Origin of the sequence: Parabacteroides vesiculifaciens (assembly GCF_049860805.1) — a bacterium.
Lineage (GTDB): Bacteria > Bacteroidota > Bacteroidia > Bacteroidales > Tannerellaceae > Parabacteroides.
In genome coordinates this window covers 4089916-4114413 of sequence record NZ_CP187555.1, presented here as the reverse complement: position 1 = coordinate 4114413, position 24498 = coordinate 4089916, and the positions used below count along the sequence as shown (strand labels likewise).

The following is a 24498-nucleotide window of genomic DNA, read 5'->3' as shown; positions in this document are numbered from 1 at the left end:
TGTTCGTTATTCAATAATTAATTTGATTTTCTTTTGTTCTACACGCGCAGCCAGCCATTTCTTAATCTTTTCCTGTTCCGGCTCGCGTATCTTTTCTTTGCTTTTCAGGTAGACTAACAGGACGGTATCGGGTTTAATGCTATCCATATCCATCAGATAGGTATGCGAACAGGAGACTTCCTTGATATAAGGGAAAAGAACTTTCATTTCCGGCATCAACTCGGACGTAAGATGATTATAACTGTGATATTTGTTCAGGTCGCGTTTCAGCGAATCGATCTGGACGGACTGCGCCCGAAGGACCTCTTCGCTATTCTTATATAGGTCTTGCATCAGCAGGCTTTTCAACTCGTTGATATCGGTGGCTTCCTTCCCGAAACCCTGCTGCACGATAAGCCCCACGTTCTTCAGACCGTATTTCGGCATCTTGGCACGGGCGTTCGTAATCATCGTTTCCGGCACGGTCTCGCCGATCAGGACTACTTTCACCTCTTTCTTGTCGCTGGTGTCGGTCACCGTCTTACTCAATATCTGCGTGTTCGGGAAACTCAGCTCATCCGCAACGAACGTCCGTACCCGGTCGTTGAAATAACTGGCCCGGATCAGGTTGTAGCTCAGGAAAAGGCTCGGCACGATGGTAAAAAAGACGATCACCCCGACATAACGCGTCACGATCTTCTCGCGCTGTTTGTCCAGGAAGACTTTCTTCGGATATTTGAGCAGGCGGACCACCACATAGGTAGCCAGGCTGATAAACACCGTATTGATAAAATAGAGGTAGAAAGCGCCGAAGAAATAATACAGGTTGCCGCTCGCCAGCCCGAATCCGGCCGTACAAAGCGGCGGCATCAAAGCCGTAGCGATCGCCACGCCGGGAATCACATTCCCCTTGCTCTTGGTCGAACTGGCCACAATCCCGGCCAGACCGCCGAAGAAAGCGATCAGCACGTCATAGACGGTTGGCTGCGTACGGGCCAGCAACTCGCTCTGCGCCTCGCTGATCGGAGAGATCAGGAAAAAAAGCGTCGAAGTGATGACACTGAATACCGTCGCCGTTGCGAAATTGCGGAAGGAGCGTTTGATCAGATCGAAATCGGAGATCCCCAATCCCAGGCCGAACCCCATGATGGGACCCATCAGCGGGGAGATCAACATCGCACCGATAATCACCGCCGTCGAGTTCGTATTCAAACCCAGCGAAGCTACGAAGGTTGCAAAGATCAGAACCCAGAGGTTCGTCCCCTTAAACTCTATGCCTTTCTTGATAGACTCGATCGTTTCGAGTTCATCTTCCTTTTCCTGGCGGACATCGAAATTACGGACAAAGAAGTCCCTAATCTGCTTGTGCAACAATCCTTTTTCCATCCTATTAAAATCAATGTTTGTATCCGGACATCCCGTTAAACGATCTTTACAATGGCCAACACTCTCTCACTACCGTTTTAACACATCGCCTAAACCGCACAAAGATAGAAATAGTATCTCGAAATAAAAAATAAGAGCTGTGAACATAAAATAAGCGAGGCATATATCTTGATAATTATTGATTTTCACTTAACTTTGCAAATGTACAATACAGAAACAACAACGAACACTCTCAATTAATCCCGGTAAACAAGATGAAACACTACATTCTCTTGATATACTTCCTCGCTTTTTCCCTCTCTATGGAGGCGAATACAGCAGTGAAGGATTCGCTGTCGGTGGCCTTGTCATCTGCCTCATCTCCTTTACAAAAACTGGAAATCATAACTAATCTGATGGATATTTCCCGACAAGAAGAGCAGGTGGAATATGCCAAACAACTCTATAGGCTCGCCCTTGAAGAAGACGAAGACTATTATAAGGAAGCGGCCCTGACCGAAATCTTACGCTTTTATGTGAATACCGATGCCAAGGACAGCGCAAAGGTATATATCGCCGAAGCCGAAAGGGAACTGAAAGGGAAAGCACGCGATTTCCTCGTCACATATATGAAAACGATCATGGATGTCCGTGTTGTCTATTACACCAAAGGCGAAGACCGGATGAAACTGATTGAAAAATACAAACTCCGCCTCGAAACGGAAAAAGATATGCCGGTTCTCGACAAAATATCGAACTATTATCTTCTCGGTATGGCAAACAGCAACCGGGTCGATCCGAAAAACCAGGATGCTATCTATAAAGAGGTATGTTACTACATGAACAACCTGATCAAGCTGTCGGACAATATTCCGCTCCGCTATTCGTATCTGTTCCGCCTGAATACGCTCAACATACTGAGCCTTATGGAAGCGACTCCCGAAGATCGGGTGAAAGCCTCCCTCCGCTACCTGAACATGCAAAAAGAATATGCAGACACAAAAGAGATGAAGAAGCGCCCGTACACAAGCAAACGACATCTGCTGAACGCCTACTCCACTTTGGCAACCGCAACAGAAACGGTCGGAAGAGACATGTCAACCTACTATTTCAACTACTTCATCAGCTTGAACAAGAAATATCCCGAAGATGCCGCATTCTCGGCCGAATATGACCGTTATTTCACTTCGCTCAACTATTATAAGTCGATACGGGACTTCCAGAAAGCAGCAGATTACAACGATTCGGTCATCTATTATTTCCGCCACGGCGATTTCCAGTTCGACCTGACCGAAAACATCGTCCTGACGCTAAAAGACAAAATCGACTGTCTCGACAGTCTGCACAGATACAAAGATGCCTACGAAGCCTACAAGGAATATACCGTGCTCTTGGATTCCGCACGCACGCGAAGCATGGAAAACAAAGTCGAAGACCTGGAGATCAAAAAACATGTAGACGAGCTGGTGGTTGAGAAAAAGGCGTTGGAAGTAGACCTGCAAAAAAGCCGAAGTCAGTTATATCTATTCCTTGCGTTGCTCATCCTTTCAATCTGTTTCGGAATCTTCATCTTCTTCCGCTTAGGAAAGATCAAATCGCTGTACAAGGAGCTGCAGGAATCAAACCGGCTGGTAGTCATCGCCAGTGAAAAGGCGCAGGAAAGCGAACGGATGAAGAACGCCTTTATCAAGAATATGTGCCACGAAGTACGCACGCCGCTAAATGCGATCAACGGCTTTGCCGAACTGATCACCGGCGACGGCATAAGCCCGGAGGAAAAAAAGGAATTCAGCAAGATCATCTATACGAACTGCAATAATATCACTTCGATGATGAACGATGTATTGGTTATCGCCCAGTTGGATAGCAGCAACGAAGTCCTTCCGTTGGAACCGGTCCACATCGACCTGCTTTGCAACCACGAGATGAACCAGTTGAAAAAGTCACAGCAGAAGCCGGATATCCATTACCTGGTCGAAGGCGACAAGAACAATGACCTGATCTATTCGGACTCGAATCATTTCAGCATTATCATCGCCCATCTGCTGAACAACGCGAACAAGTTCACGGATCGGGGGAGCATCACGCTTTCTTACCAGTCCGAAGACGACGGAAAGACCATGTGTATCAGCATCACCGACACGGGATGCGGAATCCCGGCTGATAAGAGCGAATGGATTTTCGAACGTTTCACCAAAAACGACGACTTCATCCCCGGTTCGGGTCTCGGCCTCTACCTTTGCCGCCTCATCACCCAGCGTCTCAACGGTTCCCTCAAATTAGACACCGGCTACACCGGAGGAGCCCGGTTCGTGCTGCGGTTGCCGGTAAATCCCTACAAATAACAAAAAGATTTTTATTCCGGTTCTTGCCGGATTTGAGCTATCGATTTATATCGACGGGAGTATCGATATAAATCGATCGCTCAAATCTTCTTAGATGCAAACCGCTTCCCGATATAAGGCAGCTCGCTTAACGGGAGATCCCGCTTTATGACGATTGCCAGGAAGACCAGGAGCAAAACCGTACGGTAACCCAGGCGAAGTATTTCCGAATCGATCCGGGGCAACATACCCGCCAAATAGAAAGCGACCGCCAATATGCCGTAAAGCACCGCCGACTTTATATCGTACCGGATCGGGAACTTCTTCTGCCCGATCACATAAGAGAGAACCATCATCAACAGGTTGCTGGCAAAAGAGGCCCACGCACAAGCCATATACCCATAAACAGGAGCCAGCAACACGATCATCAGCACTGTCACCACGCAACCGATCGTCGAGAAGTAGGCCCCCCACTGCGTCTGGTCGATCAGCTTATACCAGAACGACAGGTTAAAATAGATTCCGAAGAACAATTCCCCCAGCATCACGATCGGCACGACACGCAATCCGGGATAATACTTGGCGTCCACAAAATATTTCAAAATATCCAGATAATACATCACGCCCAGGAAGATAATCAACGAAAAGATAATGAAATACTTCATTGCCTCCGAATAAGCCTTCGTATTATCGTCATCCTTATTCTTGGCAAAGATAAAAGGCTCGTAAGCATACCGGAACGCCTGGATAAACATCACCATCACCACCGCCACCTTGAAACAGGCTCCATAAATACCCAACTGGGTAGCCGCATAGTCCTTATCTTCGAACAGGAAAGGAAACAGAATCTTATCCGCCGTCTGGTTGAAAATCCCGGCAATCCCTAAGATCAGGATCGGAAACGAGTATTTCAACATCTGTTTCAACAACACAAAACTGGCTTTCTCACGCAACCCGGGTACCATATCCGGCACCAAAAGCAAGAACGTCACCACCGAAGTAACCACATTGCTGACAAAAATATACTCCACCTGATAGCCGGGTACATAAAACCAGCTGATCAATCCCGGCGCATGCTCATACAGCCACGGGCAGGCGATCAGGAAGAATATCACCAATATGATATTCAGGAATATATTCAGCAGCTTGATCACCGCAAAGCGAACCGCCTTCCCCTGATACCTGAGAAAAGCAAACGGAATGCAGCAAAAAGCATCCACCGCCACGATCCCCGCCATCATCCCGATATATTCTGGGTGCGCACCATATCCTAAGAAATTGCTGACCGGCGTCAACGCACTGAACACAAACACCATAAACAGAACGGAAGTGAACGCCAGGCTGAACAATGTCGTCGCATATACCCGCATCGGAAGCTTGATCTCCTTCTTGTTCATAAACCGGAAGAAGCCGGTCTCCATCCCATACGTCAATATCACCATCAACAAGGCTGTCCAGGCATACAGATTCGTCACAATCCCGAAATCGCTCTCTGTAGCCAGCACACGCGTATACATCGGCACCAGCATCCAGTTCAGGAACTTCCCGACAATGCTGCTGACGCCATAAATTGCGGTCTCTCCTGCGAGCCGCTTCATTCCTCCTGCCATACTTTTTAGTCAAATAAAAAACCTTGTTCGCTCCCCCTGTTACGCCCCAGATGGGTATAAGCCAGTTCCGTCACCTCACGGCCGCGGGGCGTACGTTTGATAAAGCCTTCTTTGATAAGGAAAGGCTCATAAACTTCTTCCAGCGTTCCGGGATCTTCTCCCAGCGCAGTCGCGATAGTCGTCAATCCTACCGGTCCGCCGTTAAACTTGTCGATGATAGTCGTCAGCAACTTATTGTCGATCTGATCCAGGCCATAACGGTCGATGTTCAGTGCCTCCAACGCATAACAAGCAATCGCCTTATCGATCTCGCCGGAACCTTTCACCTGTGCAAAATCACGCACGCGGCGCAACAATGCGTTCGCAATACGAGGCGTACCGCGGCTACGGGAGGCGATCTCGCGTGCCGCGTTCAGCTCGCACTTCACATTCAGGATATCGGCACTACGAAGCACGATCTTCGTCAGCGTCTCCATCTCGTAATATTCGAGGTGCATATTGATCCCGAAACGCGCCCTGAGCGGACTTGTCAGCAAACCGCTACGAGTCGTCGCCCCCACCAGCGTAAACGGAGCCAGATCGATCTGGATGGAACGGGCACTCGGTCCTTTATCGATCATGATATCTATCCGGTAATCTTCCATCGCCGAATACAAGTATTCCTCCACAATCGGGCTCAACCGATGGATCTCGTCGATAAAAAGGACATCATTCTTCTCCAGCGAAGTCAATACCCCCGCCAGATCGCCCGGCTTATCCAGTACCGGTCCGGAAGTCACCTTAAAACCGACTCCCAATTCATTCGCTATAATATTGGATAATGTAGTCTTTCCCAATCCGGGAGGCCCGTGCAGCAGCACATGGTCGAGCGCCTCCTTACGCATCCGGGCCGCCATCACGAAAATCTTCAGGTTCTCGACCACCTTGGCCTGCCCGCTGAAGTCATGAAACGAAAGCGGACGAAGCGCATTCTCATACTCCCGCTCGCTCTCCGGAACCCGTGCATCCCTTATATCAAATTCATCTTCCATATTCTTATTACTTTGACAGGCAAAGATAATAAGAATTATCCGGTTCTAAACTTGTGGTTGTTTTTATCGCAAATTGTAAATGCCTAATCCTTTCACTGTCAGCCGATACGTTTGCCCTGGATGCTTGGGGTTATTCGGGTAGAGCATTACAACTAAAGGAGTTTGTCGGGTACTTGTCGGGTTTTGTTCCTCAATCCAATCTACCGGAGGATTAACGACCATAAATCAATTCTTTAACTCATTCTGTTCACCCATCATTAAGTTTCTGAAAAACAGGATCAAAAAATTCATATCAGGTTCAATACTCTTTCGCACATTGCGATAATTGGCACGAACCAACGCATTGAGGAAGTACCAAGAGTGTTCTACAAACAAATCATTGTTTGTATGATTTCAGCCAATTATTAGCTAAATCAGCAATATTAGGTTCTATTGATTGAATGTTTTTCTTTGCCATATATTTATTTAGTTTTTGTTATACTGCCCTATTCGTTATTGTTTTTATTAATAAGATTTACAACAACTTTTACCATCACATCTTTCTCTTCCGTCCTACTTTCCGCTATCATAAGAGTAAGAGCAACGAGTGTACCATCACTGATACGTTTGCGACCTGAGGCATTATACAAGATACCATTGTTCTGCATGAACCAAAGGAACAGAGTGGCGGCAATACGTTTGTTACCATCACTGAACGAATGGTTCTTTGTAACGAGATAGAGCAGCATTGCCGCTTTTTCTTCTACGGAAGGATAAAGGTCTGTTCCGCCAAAAGTCTGATAAATCTGACCGATGGAACTTTTGAATGAATCGTCCTTTTCGTTACCGAACCACCGGCTTTCACCAAATTTCTCTTTCAGTTGGTTGATCGCTTTCATGGCATTGTCGTAAGTGACATGAAACTTTTCTTCTTGTGTGGTTTGCTCCACTTGCAACTGTTGGTAGTCGTAGCGGTCGAGCGTGTCGAGTGCATAGCACCTGTACTAATTGGCACAGTTCCTCGTACTTTTGGGTTGCTATACGATTGTTTACGCCATACCCTTTTACAAGGTATTCCTTTAAGATGCGGTTTGCCCAAATACGGAATTGAGTGCCACGTTTGCTTTTCACACGATAGCCAACTGAGATGATGACATCAAGAGAATAGAATGGAACCGGTTTGTCAGAAAAAGGAACACGCAAAAAATGCGTGTTCCTTTTTTTAAGCAATTCTTCCTCTGAAAACACATTGTTGATGTGCTTTCTTATTGTTTTTGCGTCTCTTTCAAACAATTCAGCCAAAAGTAAAATCAACTCTCTCAAAGTAAATTGGCATCAAAACGGATTGTTGATATGAACTTCCCACTGAAAATGGGACAATCATACTTACGGAAGAGCTATCGCCTACAAATTTCATTGCACCCATATAACCTTCTCCTAACAAATATTGATCCAGGACTTGGGTTGAAGATTCGTTATAAGTAAATTTTATAGGCCAATTTGTCAAATCCTTATTAGAGAGAAAACCATCAAAATTAATCATACTATCTTTTCCCAGGATACCCCCTTTAGCAAATGACTGAATCTTTGTTCCAGAAACTGGACGATTCCCATTTCCAGAATCTATCACATGAAGATAGAGACCATTCCCGACAAATTAAGCCCCCAACCATTATAAGGCGATGTCGAAACCCCTATTCTGGGCTCCAATTCAATATCTTTTGCACATATCTCTTCTGCCTTTCAGTGTATTGAATATAATCCATCTTTTATTGAAGGAATCACCGGAATATCGGGACAAAGATAGAAACTTGCAGATCACGTGTCCGTCCCGATTTCATATAAGGGACTCCTTTCATTACATTGCAAGTGCCATGTTTGTATGTCAGGGCCAGATCGAAGTATTTGAAAGTATAAGCGGCTTTGACAACGACCGGGACGTCAAAGGCTGATTTGATAGTGTTCCCAATCATAATATGATCCTTAAAATGGAGAGTAGGCTCAACACCCGTTCCGACCTTCAGTCCTCCTATCAGGTTATAATTCAGAACACCGTTCAAAGCAATGTAGTTTCTTGCGAACTTACTTTTGTAGCCTTTAACCGGTGCTACTTCATAGCCAACCGAAGCAATTTCTCCCCGCTTCTGCCCATATAATAAGGCTGCGTCCACCGATAAACGGTGTTTCAATTCGAATTGAAACTGATATCCCACATGAAAAGAAGGTTTCATATCCGGTATATTAAACCCAACGTTGCCTTTAGACATCGCCTCATCCTTATACCAATCCATCGAAACACCACCTATTACCCCACTTCTCACTTTTCCAATTTGTGCGGAAACAGATAAACACACTAAACTCAACAATAAAAACATCACTCTCTTTTTCATATCAACTCTCTTTTTATTGGTTTGACTTCGTTGATATGACTGGAAAAATGAGAAAAACCCCTATTCAGCGAGAATACTTTTTCAATATATGTCAGAGCACAAATTTATATCCTACAGACAATCCTAATACCGCAAATTTATCTGTCACACAATTCTGATAATAGCTGAGACCTAAATTAACCCTTGAAATATCAATACCCATTTTACATGCAACACCTATTTGCCCGACAGATGCAATTCCCAAATAAGGCCCGACATTGATATTTATTCTCAACTTGTTATTTATTGGCAACCGATATTGCATATAAATAGGCAAATTGACGCCAATCCTCCAATCGTCATAAGAATATGTTGGTTCCGGATTTGAATAAAGCATCAGACCCGTTTGAAAATAAAAATTATTTTTCAGAGGAAAACTGATGTCCGCACCAGTCTGCAAACCCCATTTATGCGAATATATAATTCCGGAATAAGGCTGTAATTCAATCCCTTTTATGGACAAAGAAGAGATTAGTAAAAGTAGCGAAATAATTATTTTTCCCATTAAATTTTGTTTTCACTTTAAAATTATCGAGTGCAAACATAGAGGAAGCCATAAGATGTGACAAATCGGGATATGGACAATATCTATTCCGATATGGACAAAACCATCCTATAGAAATTAGAATCATCTGATAATAAACGATATATATCTTACACAATTAATTTATATGAACAACTAAAAACCTACTTATTCACTTTTTAGAGACTATTAATCAATACCTTACAAATCCATACAATAAGAATTGTCCATATTTTAATGCAAAATTCGGGCTTTTACCATCCTTTTTGAAGGATGAACTCGTTTATATCACCCCCCTTTTGGTCTGGGCATAGTTTCTGCCGGGTACGACTCCGGAATTTATTAGCCGAGTCTGAACTGACTCCTAAAAGAATGGCCTCTTCACTTAAACGCAGATTAAAAAAACTGAGATAACAGACTTTGGTTTCTGTTTTTGTCAGTCCCAACGTATTTTCTTTCATAAAAGCAGAAGTATTCGGAAAAAGAGAATTAATCAGCCGGATAAGGTCTTTCCAATCTTCTTCGCTTAATTTTTGTTCAATATTTGGTTCTACTTTCCGACATTGCTCCTTTATTGCTTTAAACAAAGAAGACTGTTTCAATTTTTCAAATCTCAAGGCAATGATCTCTTTCTTGTATTCACTTGTATCCTCATGTGTTGCAGCTTTCCTTTCCATCTCTGCCGTAAGCTCTTGAAGACGGTCTTCGAGTTCAGTTTTCAGTTTCTTATGACGTCTTTTCTCTTCTTCTAAAAACTTTTGTCGTTGATTTATCTCAAGAAGCCTTTTCTTATCTCTCATCTGATAGCCTACAACTAACAAAAGACAAATGATAATAGCAAAAGCTAACAAAAATCGTTTCTCAACTACCAATTCTCTATTCTCTTGAACAACAGTGACAACATCATGCCGCTTCTCCGCATCAACGATATCAACCTGCATTTGTTCATTGTACAAAGAATCCTTCTTTTCTTGGTATTGCTCCAAAAGACAAAGTGCCCTTTCCGTATCGCCAGCCTCTTTCTCTATAAGATAACCTAAATAAAAACAATCTATCAATGTATAAGAATTCGATGTCGGAGTTGAAGCTTTCTCAAGATAATAACGGGCAGAATCAAGGTGGCTTTCATTATAATAGAGATCACTCAAAGCCAGGTAAGTCGGAGCTTGATCCATCGTATTCAAATTTAAACACTTGAAGAAACAAGCTTTTGATTTCTCCACATCCCCCATCAAATCATAAATATTCCCCAAACCATTAGCTATTTCACCAATTTCAGCCGAATCCCGGAGGTTCGTAATAACTGAATCTGCCATTAGCATATAGTGAAGCGCCAACGACAAGGAATCGTCAAATGCCCATGTCTTTGCCACATCTCGCAAGGCAAAGGCATAACTTCGTTCATTACCAGCCTGTTTGAAAAAGCCGATTGCATCTTCGACTTTCCTCCGCTCCTCACTTCTCTGACCCGTATATTGGTAAAGATCCGCCATATAGCTACAAATATACCCTGCTACATTATATAAATGTTTCTCTTTTGCCAACGACAACGCATCCGAATAAGCTTTCGTCGCCGGAATAAAGAGTTTGTCTTTCACATACGAACGCCCTAAGTAAAGTCCCATCCAAGCCTGCTGTTCCGCAGTCCCATGATTTTTGTACCAAGACAAAGCCCGGTCGAGTTGTTCGGTGTACAACATATCTTCGAACAATTTGTCCGCCGTCCGGCAATACAGCATACACCAACGTGCAAACTGCCTTTCGTTCAATTTATCAGGGGTTTCTATATTATTTAATAATGTATAAGCACTATCCGGATTTGTTTCCAAAAGTATTTCTGCCCGATCCATCATTTCCGACGCAGTCCGGTTCCCTCCGCATGAGAAGAAGAGACAGACAGGTAATAAGATAAGCAAGAATATGTTTTTCATACGGATATATTGTTAGATCGATTGCTTTCAGGCGGGAAAGGTACGCATTTTTATAATCAGGACAACACCTTCGACTACTCAGTTTATCGTAAAAACAGGCTTTTAGCTGTCAATTCAATTCGTTTTTGAGATTTCTACCGACATCAACATTTCTGTTTTCAGGTGTGTTAGTTTAATGGAGACTTGTTTTTGGAGTCCTTTTCCAAAATCATCTAAATGATTTTTTAAATGATCTGAATACTTTGGGGAAATCATTTAGATAATTCAGACAAACTATCCAAATGAATCTTGGAAATCATTTAGATGATTTTGCCGGACGAAGAAGAACAAAAGAAAAAAGAGGGCGTATAAGACTACCAAAAGGTCTTTAAAAGCTATTTTAACACCTCACAGCCTCTGTCAGGAAGACCTTTTGGGATTGACGTTTTAATAGGAATCTCCCTTTTTTCCCGACACTTCTATTTCCTCTTCCGCATCATTCCGGTTTTCCGGCGACAAAAAACAACTTTCCAACGATCATGCAAACAAAATGACAATCGCAAAGCCCTGTCTCCTTGCCCTATTTACTATCATTTGGACAAAAGGTTGTAAATAGGGCAATCTCAGGATAGCAAATCTGGCATTTTGATAATTTTGACAATTTGATTATCGGGATCATATTCAGGCACGCATTTTATCTGGTCTGATTTTGGCCAATATGCCAATGGAAGAAATGTGAACCTTTTAGATGATGATTTAATAGGTTCACATCATCTTCAAAACGAAGCTTAGTGTCACCTATTACTTATTGTACGATTCACTAAAATACTTGCTGGTCCGAATCGAAACAATAGCGCATGAAAATTGATTTTATACCCCATATATTTCAAATTACCCTTGCGGGTAATATTTTTTAAGAAACTCGATATTCGACAAAGCTCTGGTTATTAGCAGAAATTCCAATATAACGCTTTTAGGAGGGGTTATTGTACTTTGAAACCGTTTAGGAGTATTCACTTTTGGCAGTTGTGAGCTTCACTTTCTATGCGATGGAGAACGTAGAGAGTGGAATCGCATATTTTGGCACATTCACCCTAAATTTTACTTTCATAGTCCCATATTTGAAAAAATTTTATATACTTTTGTAGGGCTATATTATTATTATAACATTCTAACGGCCATGAATACAAAATTTTTACTGTCTTCCGATAATAACAACCGCAGTGAACTTCTAAAAAAGAAGATCATCCACTATTATATTGCCAATGGCGATGCGACCATTGCCGACTTGGGCCGTGAAATGGACCTAAGCATTCCGACCGTCACCAAGCTGGTTGCAGAACTTCAGGACGACGGTTATATCTTAGACTTCGGGAAACAGGAAACCAGCGGAGGACGCAAACCGAATATTTATGGCCTCAATCCGGCATCCGGCTACTTCGTAGGAGTCGATATACTTAAAGACAAACTGAATATCGCAGCGATCGATTTCAAAGGCGACAAAGTACAGCTCGAAGAAAACATCCCGTACCGGCTTGAAAATTCGCCGGCCTCGTTGGAGCAGTTTTGCAAGATTATCGACGATTTCATCGTTTCATTGCCGGTGGAACGGGATAAGATATTAGCGGTCGGAGTCAATATCACCGGCCGCGTGAATCCGGCATCGGGCTATAGTTACAGCATTTTCTACTTCGAAGAAAGGCCGCTTGCACAGATTCTCGAAGAACGGTTGCAGGCAAAGGTCTTTATTGAGAACGACAGCCGGGCCATGACCTACGGCGAGTATATGAAAGGAGCCGTGCAGGGGGAAAAGAACATCCTGTTCGTCAATATGGCATGGGGATTGGGATTGGGAATTATCATCGACGGCAATTTATATTACGGGAAATCCGGCTTTTCCGGGGAGTTCGGGCACTTCTGTATGTTCGAAAACGAAGTGCTGTGCCACTGCGGCAAAAAAGGTTGCCTCGAAACAGAGGCTTCCGGATCGGCTTTCCACCGCATCCTGATAGAACGTTACCGGGAAGGCAGCAACACCATACTCGCCGGGAAATTAGACAGCGGAGAAGAAATCTCGCTCGGCGACCTGCTCGAAGCGGTACGGAAAGAGGATGTGCTTTGTATCGACATCCTCGAAAAGATGGGTGTGAACTTGGGAAAAGGCATCGCCGGGCTGATGAACATCTTCAACCCCGAATTAGTCATATTGGGCGGAACCCTCTCATTGGCAGGCGAATATATCAGTCTGCCGATCAAGAGCGCCATCCGCAAATATTCGCTCAATTTAGTCAACCAGGACACGGAAATCAAAATATCCAAATTAGGAGAAAGGGCAGGCGCGTTCGGGGCATGCCTCCTGTCGAGAAGCAAGCTGCTTGGCATGATACATTATTAAATACATTACAAAAAAATAAACCATCAGAGCTACAATGAATAAACTCATAAGAGAAAATGATAATTACGCAGAATGGATACAAACACTCAGCAAACGATATAGGCAAAGTCAGATAAAAGCTGCTGTTAAAGTGAACAATGAACTATTACAGTTCTATTGGTCACTCGGTCGTGACATTGTAGAAATGCATGCTGAAAGTAAATGGGGTAACAAACTTCTACAAAATCTTAGTGCAGATTTACAAAACGCATTACCGGAAATCAAAGGTTTGTCTCCAAGAAATCTTCTATACATGAAGAATTTTTACCTCCTTTACAAACCTTTGACTGGAATTACGCCCCAAGTTGAGGCGCAATTATCGTGTATATTTGAAATTCCCTGGGGACATCAAAAACTATTGATTGATAAGTTTAGAGAAATCCCGCAAAAAGCGTTATTTTTCGTATATAAAACAATCGAACTGGGTTGGAGTAGAGCTATGCTACTTAACTTCATCAATTCAGATTTATATGAAAGACAAGGGAAAGCTGTAACAAATTTCAATTGTACACTACCACAGCAAACAAGCGAATTAGCTAAAGAATTGCTTAAAGATCCATATAATTTCGACTTTTTACAGCTAACGACAAACTTCAAGGAGAAAGAATTGAAAGACGCCCTTATAGGCAATATTACAAAATTTTTGATCGAATTAGGTTCGGGATTTGCATACATGGGACGTGAATATCGTTTACAGGTTAACACAAAAGAGCAATTTATGGATTTGCTTTTTTACAATACCCGTTTGCATTGTTACGTGGTAATAGAAGTTAAGATAACCGAATTTGAGCCATCCTACCTGGGACAGCTCAGTGCTTATGTCTCTTTTACTAACCACATTCTCAAAAGTGACACCGATAATCCTACCATTGGTCTGTTAATATGTAAAAATAAGGATAACGTATTTGCTCAATATTCTCTTGAAGGATATAACCAACCACTTGGTATATCTGAATTTAAAGGAATTAACCTTTTTCCAAAAGATTTTGAAAGCTCTCTGCCTTCGATAGAAGAAATCGAAAACGAATTAAAAAAAATATAATAGAATCAAACTAATAAAAAACACAATGGAAAAGATTAAAGGCTTAATTGATGCACCTTTCACACCGTTCTACGAAAACGGGGAAGTAAATTACGAACCGATAGAAGCGTATGCCGGGCTTCTGGTCAAAAACGGTTTAAAGGGAGTGTTTATCAACGGATCTTCGGGAGAAGGCTATATGCTGACCGACGAGGAACGCATGAAACTGGCTGAAAGATGGGTAGAAGTGGCTCCTGCCGGATTCAAAGTCATTGTACATGTGGGTAGCACGTGTGTAAAATCGAGCCATAAGCTGGCTGCACATGCCGCAGAGATCGGAGCCTGGGGAATCGGGGCGATGGCCTCTCCTTTCCCGAAAGTGAACCGGATAGAAGAATTAGTGAAATATTGCGAAGAAATCGCAAGCGGCGCGCCGGAACTTCCTTTCTATTACTATCATATCCCGGCTTTCAACGGCGCTTTCCTGCCGATGGTCGAACTGCTGAAAGCGGTGGACGGGCGCATCCCGAACTTCGCCGGCATCAAATACACGTATGAAAGCCTTTACGAATATAACCAGTGCCGCTTGTACAAAGACGGCAAATTCGATATGCTTCACGGCCAGGACGAGACGATCCTTCCGTGCCTGGCAATGGGCGGCGCACAAGGCGGCATCGGCGGGACAACCAATTACAACGGTAAAGAGCTGACCGGAATACTCGAAGCCTGGGCTGCCGGAGACCTCGAAACGGCCCGCGAACGCCAGAACTTCTCACAGGAAGTCATCAACGTAATCTGCCATTACCGCGGTAATATCGTGGGCGGAAAACGGATCATGAAACTGATCGGGCTCGACCTGGGTAAAAACCGGACGCCGTTCCAGAATATGACGGATGCGGAAGAGACCGCCATGAAAGCGGAACTGGAAGCCATTCATTTTTTCGACAGATGCAACAAGTTCTAAAAACATAAACGCCATGAACGACATTACAAAACCGTCCGAATACCTCGGATATTGGGGCGAAAAATACAAAAACGATTTACTGACCGACATTCTGCCTTTCTGGCTGAAATACGGTATCGATCATGAGAACGGAGGCTACTTTACCTGTCTGGACCGGGACGGTTCGCTGTTAGACACGAACAAATCGGTCTGGTTCCAGGGACGGTTCGCCTTTATCCTCGCTTATGCTTATAACAACCTTGAAAAACGGGCCGAATGGCTGGAAGCCTGCAAGAACGGAATCGACTTTATCGAGACATATTGTTTCGATACGGACGGCCGTATGTTTTACGAGGTAACTAAAACAGGAACTCCCGTACGGAAACGCCGATATGTATTTTCTGAAACGTTTGCCGCAATCGCCATGGCTCAGTATTCGATCGCTTCGGGCGACAAGAGCTATGCGGAAAAGGCGGTCAAGCTGTTCAACCAAATCCTCTATTACAAAAACACACCGGGGGCATTAGAGCCCAAATTCAGAGAAGGATTCGTTGCAAAAGGACATTCCTTTTGCATGATCCTGATCGACACCGCCGCCCGCATCCGGGAGGCGATAGACGATCCTGTGCTGACACGCCAAATCGACGAGTCGATAGCCGAACTGCATCGTGACTTCATGAAGCCGGAGTTTAAAGCCGTGCTGGAAACGGTCGGACCGGACGGCGAATTTATCGATTCGATTCCGGGCCGCACCATCAATCCGGGCCATTCCATCGAGACGGCCTGGTTCATCCTCGAAGAGGCCAAGCACCGGAACTGGGACCCGCAGCTGAAGCAGATGGGACTCACAATCTTAGACTGGTCCTGGGAATGGGGCTGGGACAAAACACACGGCGGAATCAGCTATTTCAGGGACTGCAAGAACCGTCCGCAGCAGGAATACTGGCACGACATGAAGTTCTGGTGGCCGCAATGCGAGGCTATTATCGCCACGCTCTATGCTTACGAAGCCACAAGCGATCCCAAATACTTGGAAATGCACAAACTGATAAACGAATACACGTATGCCCGTTTCCCGGATAAAGAGTACGGCGAATGGTTCGGCTATTTCCACTACGACGGGACACTCTCGCAACCGGCAAAAGGGAATATGTACAAAGGTCCGTTCCACATTCCCCGGATGCTTTTGAAATGTAATCTTTTATGTGAGGAAATTCTTTCAGGGCTATGATAAACAACAAGAAATACTATCCTTGGATCGTTGTCGCCCTGCTTTGGGGTGTGGCTTTGTTAAACTACATGGACAGACAGATGCTTTCGACCATGAAGTCTGCCATGATGATCGATATTACCGAACTGGAATCTGCCACGAACTTCGGGCGCCTGATGGCGGTGTTCTTATGGATATACGGCCTGATGAGCCCGGTTGCCGGCATGATCGCCGACCGGATCAACCGGAAATGGCTGATCGTGGGCAGTCTCTTCGTCTGGTCGTTCGTAACGCTGATGATGGGATATTCGACCGATTTCGACCAGATCTATACTCTCCGTGCCATTATGGGAGTCAGCGAGGCCTTGTACATCCCTGCCGGACTTTCGCTGATCACCGATTACCACCAGGAGAAAACGCGGTCATTAGCCGTCGGAATCCACATGACCGGGCTCTACACCGGACAGGCATTGGGTGGTTTCGGGGCCACCATCGCGGGGGCATACAGCTGGGAAACGACTTTCCACTGGTTCGGGATAATCGGGATTGCTTACAGTCTCGTCCTGATCCTTTTCCTGAAAGAGAAAAAAGACCATACGGTCGCCAAACTGGATTCGGAACCCGGACCGAAAGAGAGTCCGGTGAAAGCGGCGATAAAGGGAATGGGAATGCTGTTCGTCAATATTTCATTCTGGATCATCCTGCTCTATTTCGCCACTTCGAGCTTGCCGGGCTGGGCGACTAAGAACTGGTTGCCGACTTTGTTCTCGGAGAATTTGTCGATCGATATGTCGGAGGCCGGACCCTTGTCTACCTTCACGATCGCGATCTCTTCCTTTATCGGGGTGATTGCAGGCGGTATCTTGTCCGACAAATGGATTCAGCGGAATGTACGGGGACGCATTTACACCGGTTCCATCGGGCTTGCCCTGACCATTCCGGCACTGCTGCTGTTAGGGTTCGGCAACAGTTTCGCCATGATTGTCGGCGGCGGGCTTTGTTTCGGTATCGGTTTCGGTATCTTTGATGCCAACAATATGCCGATCCTCTGCCAGTTCGTATCGCCACGCTACCGGGCAACCGCCTACGGCATCATGAATATGACCGGGGTCTTTGCCGGAGCGATCATCACCAAACTGTTGGGCGAATCGACGGATGCCGGTAACTTAGGACATGATTTCGCGATGATGGCCGGCTTGGTATTCGTCGCCTTAGTGGTGGAAGTCATCTTCTTACGCCCGAAAACGGTCAACATGACCGATAAGTAAATCCTATTTTATAAACAACCTATCAACAAAAAACATCATGAGAAAAATCTTTCTTTACTTCAGCCTCCTTCTCTTCATGCAAACTGCCTTTGCCGCCGACAGCTTGTTTGTCAGAAAGCCACAGATCCCGATACTGATCGACCGGACGGACAATATCTTAGTGGAAATGCGTATACAGGCACACAAAGGGGATGTACTCAACAAACTGTCCCTGCAATTCAAAGAGGGGATCAACCTAAACGACATAAAGGCTTTACGCTTTTTCTATAGCGGAACGGAAGCGACTTCCCGGCAGGGAAAGCACTACCGCCCGGTTTCCTATATTTCCAGCCATGCGGAAGGCAAGACAAAGGCAGCCAATCCCTCCTACTCCGTTAAACAGAGCGAAGTGACGGATATCACCAATGTCGTGACCTTCACCAGTAACCAGCCGATGGTGGAAGGAGTCAACTATTACTGGGTCAGCATCGAGATGAAGCCGGAGGCTTCCCTGTTGACCACCTTTACCGTTCAGATGCCGGTGGCGGAGATCAACAATATGCCGGCGACAATCGTGTGGGACGGCAAATCGGATGTGCGCCGTATGGGAATCGGTGTCCGCCATGCCGGTGACGACGGGGTTTCGGCTTTCCGTATTCCGGGGCTGGTAACGACCAATAACGGAACACTCTTGGGTGTGTACGATATCCGCTATAACAGCAGCGTGGACCTGCAGGAAATGGTCGATATAGGGGTAAGCCGCAGCACTGACAAAGGGCAGACCTGGGAACCGATGCGCGTTGCGATGACGTTCGGCGAAACGGGCGGCCTGCCTCACTCACAGAATGGCGTGGGCGACCCGTCTATATTAGTGGACGAAAAGACAAATACGATCTGGATCGTTGCCGCCTGGACGCACGGCATGGGGAACGGGCGTGCCTGGTGGAATTCCATGCCGGGCATGTCGGCCGACAGTACCGCCCAGTTGATGCTTGTCAAAAGCGAAGACGACGGCAAGACCTGGAGCCAGCCGATCAATATCACTCCGCAAGTGAAAGATCCTTCCTGGTACTTCCTGTTGCAGGGACCGGGCCGGGGGATCACGATGAAAGACGGGACACTGGTTTTCCCGATCCAGTTCATCGATTCCACCCGCGTACCGAACGCCGGTATCATGTACAGCAAAGACCGGGGAACCACCTGGCATCTGCATAACCTGGCACGCACCAACACGACCGAGGCGCAGGTTGCCGAAGTCGAACCGGGCGTCCTGATGTTGAACATGCGTGACAACCGGGGCGGAAGCCGTGCCGTAGCCACCACCCGCGACCTGGGCAAGACCTGGTACGAACATCCGTCTAACCGCAGTGCCCTGCAAGAACCGGTCTGTATGGCAAGCCTCATCCACGTGGATGCCAAAGACAACATCACCGGAAAAGACCTGCTGATCTTCTCCAACCCGAACACGACGAAGGGACGTAACCATATCACCATCAAGGTAAGTACGGACGGAGGCATGACCTGGCCGCTCTCCAACCAGGTAACATTGGATGAAGACGAAGGCTGGGGCTATTCCTGCCTGTCCATGATCGACAAGGAAACGGTCGGTATCTTCTACGAATCGAGCGTCGCTCATATGACTTTCCAGGCTGTCAAACTGACCGACCTGGTGAAGTAGTCCCACATGAAACGCATACTGTTCATATTAGTAAGTTTATATGCAGGGGCATTGGCTGTGCAAGCAGCCGGTACCCCTCATTTGCTTCCCTGGCCGCAAAAAGTTGTCTGGAGCGGGGAAAAGGCTGTGGACGGCCTGGTCTATTCACCTGATAAGAAACGATAAGCAAATGAAAAAGATTCTGCTTTGTTTATTCATCGTATTAAGTGCCACGATTGATGCGCAAAAGATCAAGGTGGCCTGTGTAGGGAACAGTGTAACGTACGGCCACGGAATCGAAGACCGCGAAAAAAACAGTTATCCCGCCCAACTCCAACGGATGCTGGGTGACGGATATGAGGTCGTCAACTTCGGAAAAAGCGGGGCGACACTATTGCGAAAAGGACACCGTCCTTACAACGAACAAGAAGAATGCAAGGCGGCCCTCGACTTTGCCGCCGACCGGGTCGTCATCCATCTCGGGCTGAACGACACCGACCCGCGTGACTGGCCGAATTACCGGGATGACTTCACAAAGGATTATCTGGCACTGATCGATGCTTTCCGGCAAGCAAACCCGAAGTGTGAAATCTGGATCTGCCGCCTGACGCCGATCTCCCACCGGCACCCGCGCTTCAAATCGGGCACACGCGACTGGTACTGGCAGATACAACAAAACATCGAAGAGATCGCAACACTCGCCAATACCGGGCTGATCGACCTGCAAGCAGGACTCTACGACCGTCCCGACCTCTTGCCGGACGCCTTGCATCCCACAGCTGAAGGAGCCGGAATCATCGCACGGACTGTCTGCCAGGCATTGACCGGAGATTACGGAGGCCTGCAAATGCCCGTGACCTATTCGGATAATATGGTACTCCAACGAGAAAAACCGCTCAGGATAGCCGGGATTGCCAATGCCGGTGAGAAGGTGACGGTTGGCATCGCCGGTCAAAAGGGCGAAACAATAACGGGATCAAATGGGAAATGGTCGGTTATCCTGCCGCCGATGGAGGCAGAAGGGCCGTACACGCTAAGCATCTCGGCCGCATCCGGAAAACTGGATTATACGAATGTCCTGATCGGCGAAGTATGGCTTTGCTCCGGCCAGTCGAACATGGCGTTCCAAGTAAGCAGTGCCGCCGACAGCCAGCGAAAAGCTTTTCTGGAATTTGCTGCCGGAAAGCCACAAATCCGTCTTTTCGATATGAAACCCCGGTGGGCGACAAATGCGGTGGAATGGGACATCTCGACATTGGATTCTCTCAACAGGCTCCAATATTACCGAAATACCGAATGGAAGGAATGCAACGAAGAGACGGCAAATCGTTTCTCGGCTGTCGCCTTTGCGTTCGGGCAGATGTTGTCAGACAGCTTGCAGGTTCCGATCGGGCTTATCCTGAACGCCATAGGCGGATCACCGGCGGAAGCCTGGGTGGATCGCAAGACGCTGGAATTCGAATTGCCGGATATTCTTTACGACTGGAAACAGAATGATTTTATCCAGAATTGGGCACGGGAACGCGCCGCCCTCAACATCCGGAAATCAGCGAACAAACAACAACGGCATCCCTACGAGCCTTGCTATTTATACGAGTCCGGCATCCGCCCGCTTGAAAAATTCCCGATACGGGGCATCATCTGGTATCAGGGAGAATCGAATGCACACAATGTGGAAGCGCACGAGAAGTTGTTCCATCTTCTGACAAAAAACTGGCGGGAGAACTGGTCGGAAGAGTTGCCTTTCTATTACGTACAACTATCCAGCATCGACCGTCCCAGTTGGCCCTGGTTCCGGGACAGCCAACGCAGGATGCTGCAATCGATTCCGAACAGCGGCATGGCGGTCAGCAGCGATCACGGCGATTCCTTGGATGTCCACCCGCGCCACAAACGCGAAGTAGGGGAACGCCTTGCCCACTGGGCGCTCAACAAGACGTACGGGCACGACGTTCTTGCTTCCGGCCCGCTCTATCGCTCGGTCACATTCAAGGACAGCGCTGCTTACGTCACATTCGATTACGGGAAAGGGATGCATAGCTCCGACGGCGGCAAACTGCGCACTTTCGAGATTGCTGGGCACGATGGTCTGTTTGTCCCTGCAGAGGCACAAATCATAGACGAAAAGACAATAAAAGTATGGAGCGACCGGATCCGCAATCCGAAGTTCGTCCGTTACGGATGGCAACCTTTCACCCGTGCCAATTTAGTAAACGAGGCTGAACTTCCGGCTTCGACATTCCGTTCGGAAGCCGCCCGGATCAGCTGGTTCCGGCTGCCCGACCTGCCCGGCAGCCAAAAGGGCCCGGCATTAGGGGTCTCTGCTCCGTTCACGGGTATCAGTGACGGTGAGTTATTGGTTGCCGGAGGGTGTAACTTCCCCGGTAAACCGGCGGCGGAAGGAGGTACAAAACAATATTACAGCGATATATATGCACTCAGCATGACCGCCCAATCTCCCGCCGGATGGAGAAAGATCGGCAAACTGCCGCTGCCGCTTGCTTACGGGGCGTCGGTCACAACACCCGAAGGCCTTGTTTGGATTGGGGGAAATAACCGGGAAGGAGCCTCCAAACAAGTCTTTCTGGCAAATTGGGACAGGGAAAAACAGAAATTGCATATCTCCGAACTGCCGCCACTCCCCATGCCGATGGATAACCTCTCAGCCACCTATGCCGACGGTTATCTGTATGTCGCCGGCGGGAATAAGCAGCCGGACTGTTCAAACTCGCTCTTTTCGTTACAGCTAACACCGTCGCCTCAAAAGGTATGGGTGCGGCTTCCTGATTTTCCGGGGCCTGCCCGGGTACAGCCCGTCCTGACAGCCCAACAATCCGGGGATGGCGTACGCCTTTATCTGGCAGGCGGTTTCCAGCCTGCATCCTCCCTTCAGGAAGCTATTGTCTGCACAGACATACTTTCGTATCATCCGAAGACAAAGCAGTGGAGAAACGAAGGCTTTTTACCTTTGTTAGCAGACGGTTCTCTCCATACCGTTACGGGAGGCTGTGCCGTCTCATCGTGCGATAGCTCCATCTTACTGGCAGGAGGCGTGAACTACGACCGTTTCCGTGACGCTCTTAACCGCCCGTTACTAATAGAACAAGCAACGAACACGGGCAACAGTTCGTTGCGGGATTCGCTGCAAAAAGAGGCCCGGAACTATCTCTTACATCCTGCCGACTGGTATAAGTTCAATACCTCCCTGCTACTATACAATACTTTCACAAAACGCTGGACCAACCTCGGAGACTACGAAGAAGCGGCACGTGCCGGAGCCGGCGTTGCGAACTTTGGAAACACGGTAATCCTAATCAACGGAGAGCTAAAACCGGGCATCCGCACGCCGGAAGTCAGTGCTTTCGAACTTATGCTCTATCCCTGATTCACACCAAAGCGAATTTACGGATATTCGCATCCCAAACCGGTTCCGTATAAATCAGTTCGACCGCTTCGGCCGGAGTTGAGGCGACCGCCCAAAGCCCGGCATGCTGCGGGCGCATGAAATGTTCGTCGACGGCTCTTTGGAACATCTCCAAAAGGGGATCGAAGTAACCGTTTATATTCAGAATAACAATCGGGTTGAAATACAAGCCTAACTGCTTCCAGGTGATAACTTCCAACAGCTCTTCAAGAGTTCCGCATCCGCCCGGAAGGGCAATCACGGCATCCGAGAGGTCAGCCATCCGTTGTTTGCGTTCGTGCATACTATCGACTTCGACCAGATCGGTAAGCCCCTTATGACACCAATCCTGTTCCACCATAAAACGGGGGATTACACCCGTAACCGTTCCACCGACAGCCAGTGCGCCATCCGACACGGCGCACATCAGGCCGGTATTGCCGGCTCCGTTTACCACCCGCAGGTTCCGCTCACCTAACAAACGCCCCAATTCGGTTGCCGCCTCATAAAAAACAGGGGCGGCTTGTGTGCTGGAAGCGCAATATACACAAACAGAAGCGATCTTATTTCTTTCTTTTCCCATTAATATTTATTATCAACCCAATCGTTAATATATATGTATAAAAAGATAACGTTGACAGGTCCGTCACTGAACGAGGTTCAGTCCGTCACCCGACAATGGCCGTTAATTTTCCTTTATTTATATCATACCCGAACAAAGCAAAATCACCCAGGCAAGGATCATCCGGGAAGATATGCGACAGGGCCTCGGTTATCTCGAGCGCCGTTTTCAGGGTGGCGCTCCGTTGCCTTGTCAAGCCCAGTTCTAACGAGAGCTGGTGGACATGCGTATCCAGCGGGATAATCAGCTGACGAGGATGAAAGGCAGTCTTCCAAATCCCGAAATCGACGATTCCATCGGTCCGGATCATCCAGCGAAGGAACATAGCCAAGCGTTTACAGGCAGAAGTGCCACTCATCACCGGAATACCGTTTATGCCAGAAAAGACGTCCTGTAGCTTGAGGACCGGATTCGGGTAGGGGCTTGCCGCCAGTGCATCTTCCAGTGAATCATACTGCTCATAGATCTCTTTCAGCCGGTCACAAAGGGCACGCAGGTCCGAATGCGTATAAAAGCGGTAAAACGTATCGCGCTTGCCGGCCGGAACGTCCGAAGCCAGTTCCCGGTACCGCCCGGACGAAATCCACTCGTAAGGGCTTCCGCCCATCCGGCTGTGCAACCAGTCCGCCTTCCGGAGGATCACTTCGCGACGCCCGTAGGAGATCCAGGAAGTGATGAAACCGGATATTTCGATATCCCGTTTCTCCGTAAACCGATGGGGGAACTGAACCGGATCATCGGGGATAAAAGATTTCACATTATAGGTTCCGGCCCATTCCTTCAATTGCGCTTTCAGTTGTTTGTCCATCCG

General features: G+C 46.9%; 18 protein-coding genes and 1 pseudogene. 9 read left to right on the top strand and 10 right to left on the bottom strand.

Going from position 1 to position 24498, the window contains the following annotated elements; all coding sequences use genetic code 11:
- Positions 1 to 6: 6 nt before the first annotated feature.
- Entirely contained in the window at positions 7 to 1365 is a 1359-nt protein-coding gene (locus ACPYIV_RS16425; RefSeq protein WP_293732389.1) for a TIGR00341 family protein, read from the bottom strand.
- 254 nt (positions 1366 to 1619) lie between these two features.
- Between ACPYIV_RS16425 and ACPYIV_RS16420 the strand changes: the two genes are divergently transcribed.
- A complete protein-coding gene (locus ACPYIV_RS16420) occupies positions 1620 to 3689 on the top strand; it encodes a sensor histidine kinase (RefSeq protein ID WP_293732390.1) in 2070 nt (689 codons plus the stop codon).
- 80 nt (positions 3690 to 3769) lie between these two features.
- Here the strand turns inward: ACPYIV_RS16420 and ACPYIV_RS16415 are convergent, their stop codons facing one another.
- The 7 genes and pseudogenes from ACPYIV_RS16415 to ACPYIV_RS16385 all read right to left on the bottom strand — a co-directional run bounded on the left by ACPYIV_RS16415 (position 3770) and on the right by ACPYIV_RS16385 (position 11171).
- Positions 3770 to 5278: a lipopolysaccharide biosynthesis protein gene (locus ACPYIV_RS16415; RefSeq protein ID WP_293732391.1), complete on the bottom strand. Its 1509-nt coding sequence runs from the start codon at positions 5276 to 5278 to the stop codon at positions 3770 to 3772.
- Positions 5279 to 5283: 5 nt separating this feature from the next.
- Complete coding sequence (ruvB, locus tag ACPYIV_RS16410) at positions 5284 to 6309, bottom strand: Holliday junction branch migration DNA helicase RuvB (RefSeq protein ID WP_293732392.1); 1026 nt, start codon at positions 6307 to 6309, stop codon at positions 5284 to 5286.
- A gap of 485 nt (positions 6310 to 6794) precedes the next feature.
- A pseudogene (rhuM, locus tag ACPYIV_RS16405) lies at positions 6795 to 7590 on the bottom strand (RhuM family protein); the annotation flags it as partial.
- Positions 7583 to 7918: a hypothetical protein gene (locus ACPYIV_RS16400; RefSeq protein ID WP_425884069.1), complete on the bottom strand. Its 336-nt coding sequence runs from the start codon at positions 7916 to 7918 to the stop codon at positions 7583 to 7585. The gene ACPYIV_RS16400 and the pseudogene rhuM, both read right to left, overlap by 8 nt.
- Positions 7919 to 8069: 151 nt before the next feature.
- Positions 8070 to 8678 carry a hypothetical protein gene (locus ACPYIV_RS16395; protein ID WP_425884067.1) on the bottom strand — a complete coding sequence of 203 codons (609 nt, stop codon included), beginning with the start codon at positions 8676 to 8678 and terminating at the stop codon, positions 8070 to 8072.
- A 91-nt stretch (positions 8679 to 8769) separates the two neighbouring features.
- Positions 8770 to 9222 (bottom strand): hypothetical protein, encoded by a 453-nt coding sequence (locus tag ACPYIV_RS16390; RefSeq protein ID WP_293732394.1) that lies wholly within the window; start codon positions 9220 to 9222, stop codon positions 8770 to 8772.
- 272 nt (positions 9223 to 9494) lie between these two features.
- Entirely contained in the window at positions 9495 to 11171 is a 1677-nt protein-coding gene (locus tag ACPYIV_RS16385; RefSeq protein WP_293732395.1) for a tetratricopeptide repeat protein, read from the bottom strand.
- Positions 11172 to 12330: 1159 nt separating this feature from the next.
- Between ACPYIV_RS16385 and ACPYIV_RS16380 the strand changes: the two genes are divergently transcribed.
- The 8 genes from ACPYIV_RS16380 to ACPYIV_RS16345 are packed head-to-tail and all read left to right on the top strand — an operon-like array spanning position 12331 to position 23047.
- Positions 12331 to 13545 (top strand): ROK family transcriptional regulator, encoded by a 1215-nt coding sequence (locus ACPYIV_RS16380; RefSeq protein WP_301703561.1) that lies wholly within the window; start codon positions 12331 to 12333, stop codon positions 13543 to 13545.
- Between the two features lie 34 nt (positions 13546 to 13579).
- A complete protein-coding gene (locus ACPYIV_RS16375) occupies positions 13580 to 14626 on the top strand; it encodes a PDDEXK nuclease domain-containing protein (protein ID WP_293732397.1) in 1047 nt (348 codons plus the stop codon).
- A gap of 25 nt (positions 14627 to 14651) precedes the next feature.
- Positions 14652 to 15569 (top strand): dihydrodipicolinate synthase family protein, encoded by a 918-nt coding sequence (locus ACPYIV_RS16370; RefSeq protein ID WP_293732398.1) that lies wholly within the window; start codon positions 14652 to 14654, stop codon positions 15567 to 15569.
- 13 nt (positions 15570 to 15582) lie between these two features.
- Positions 15583 to 16779: an AGE family epimerase/isomerase gene (locus tag ACPYIV_RS16365; RefSeq protein WP_425884063.1), complete on the top strand. Its 1197-nt coding sequence runs from the start codon at positions 15583 to 15585 to the stop codon at positions 16777 to 16779.
- Positions 16779 to 18026 carry an MFS transporter gene (locus tag ACPYIV_RS16360; protein ID WP_293738878.1) on the top strand — a complete coding sequence of 416 codons (1248 nt, stop codon included), beginning with the start codon at positions 16779 to 16781 and terminating at the stop codon, positions 18024 to 18026. The genes ACPYIV_RS16365 and ACPYIV_RS16360 overlap by 1 nt, the downstream gene beginning before the upstream one ends.
- Before the next feature lie 37 nt (positions 18027 to 18063).
- A complete protein-coding gene (locus tag ACPYIV_RS16355; RefSeq protein ID WP_293732400.1) occupies positions 18064 to 19683 on the top strand; it encodes a sialidase family protein in 1620 nt (539 codons plus the stop codon).
- A 6-nt stretch (positions 19684 to 19689) separates the two neighbouring features.
- On the top strand, positions 19690 to 19848 hold the full coding sequence (locus ACPYIV_RS16350) for a hypothetical protein (protein ID WP_293732401.1): 159 nt from the start codon (positions 19690 to 19692) through the stop codon (positions 19846 to 19848).
- Positions 19849 to 19852: 4 nt separating this feature from the next.
- Positions 19853 to 23047, top strand: a complete 3195-nt coding sequence (locus ACPYIV_RS16345; protein WP_425884060.1) for a cyclically-permuted mutarotase family protein — start codon at positions 19853 to 19855, stop codon at positions 23045 to 23047.
- A 1-nt stretch (position 23048) separates the two neighbouring features.
- Here ACPYIV_RS16345 and ACPYIV_RS16340 read toward each other — a convergent pair whose 3' ends face one another.
- Both ACPYIV_RS16340 and ACPYIV_RS16335 read right to left on the bottom strand, forming a co-directional pair.
- Complete coding sequence (locus ACPYIV_RS16340; protein WP_293732403.1) at positions 23049 to 23648, bottom strand: TIGR00730 family Rossman fold protein; 600 nt, start codon at positions 23646 to 23648, stop codon at positions 23049 to 23051.
- An 85-nt stretch (positions 23649 to 23733) separates the two neighbouring features.
- Positions 23734 to 24495, bottom strand: coding sequence for a TIGR02757 family protein (locus ACPYIV_RS16335; protein ID WP_301703574.1), 762 nt, complete (start codon positions 24493 to 24495; stop codon positions 23734 to 23736).
- Between the last annotated feature and the right edge of the window lie 3 nt (positions 24496 to 24498).

Coding starts and splice junctions, on each gene's coding strand:
- ACPYIV_RS16425 (WP_293732389.1), bottom strand. CDS start 1,365: ATGGAAAAAGGATTGTTGCACAAGCAGATTAGGGACTTCTTTGTCCGT.
- ACPYIV_RS16420 (WP_293732390.1), top strand. CDS start 1,620: ATGAAACACTACATTCTCTTGATATACTTCCTCGCTTTTTCCCTCTCT.
- ACPYIV_RS16415 (WP_293732391.1), bottom strand. CDS start 5,278: ATGGCAGGAGGAATGAAGCGGCTCGCAGGAGAGACCGCAATTTATGGC.
- ruvB (WP_293732392.1), bottom strand. CDS start 6,309: ATGGAAGATGAATTTGATATAAGGGATGCACGGGTTCCGGAGAGCGAG.
- ACPYIV_RS16395 (WP_425884067.1), bottom strand. CDS start 8,678: ATGAAAAAGAGAGTGATGTTTTTATTGTTGAGTTTAGTGTGTTTATCT.
- ACPYIV_RS16390 (WP_293732394.1), bottom strand. CDS start 9,222: ATGGGAAAAATAATTATTTCGCTACTTTTACTAATCTCTTCTTTGTCC.
- ACPYIV_RS16385 (WP_293732395.1), bottom strand. CDS start 11,171: ATGAAAAACATATTCTTGCTTATCTTATTACCTGTCTGTCTCTTCTTC.
- ACPYIV_RS16380 (WP_301703561.1), top strand. CDS start 12,331: ATGAATACAAAATTTTTACTGTCTTCCGATAATAACAACCGCAGTGAA.
- ACPYIV_RS16375 (WP_293732397.1), top strand. CDS start 13,580: ATGAATAAACTCATAAGAGAAAATGATAATTACGCAGAATGGATACAA.
- ACPYIV_RS16370 (WP_293732398.1), top strand. CDS start 14,652: ATGGAAAAGATTAAAGGCTTAATTGATGCACCTTTCACACCGTTCTAC.
- ACPYIV_RS16365 (WP_425884063.1), top strand. CDS start 15,583: ATGAACGACATTACAAAACCGTCCGAATACCTCGGATATTGGGGCGAA.
- ACPYIV_RS16355 (WP_293732400.1), top strand. CDS start 18,064: ATGAGAAAAATCTTTCTTTACTTCAGCCTCCTTCTCTTCATGCAAACT.
- ACPYIV_RS16350 (WP_293732401.1), top strand. CDS start 19,690: ATGAAACGCATACTGTTCATATTAGTAAGTTTATATGCAGGGGCATTG.
- ACPYIV_RS16345 (WP_425884060.1), top strand. CDS start 19,853: ATGAAAAAGATTCTGCTTTGTTTATTCATCGTATTAAGTGCCACGATT.
- ACPYIV_RS16340 (WP_293732403.1), bottom strand. CDS start 23,648: ATGGGAAAAGAAAGAAATAAGATCGCTTCTGTTTGTGTATATTGCGCT.
- ACPYIV_RS16335 (WP_301703574.1), bottom strand. CDS start 24,495: ATGGACAAACAACTGAAAGCGCAATTGAAGGAATGGGCCGGAACCTAT.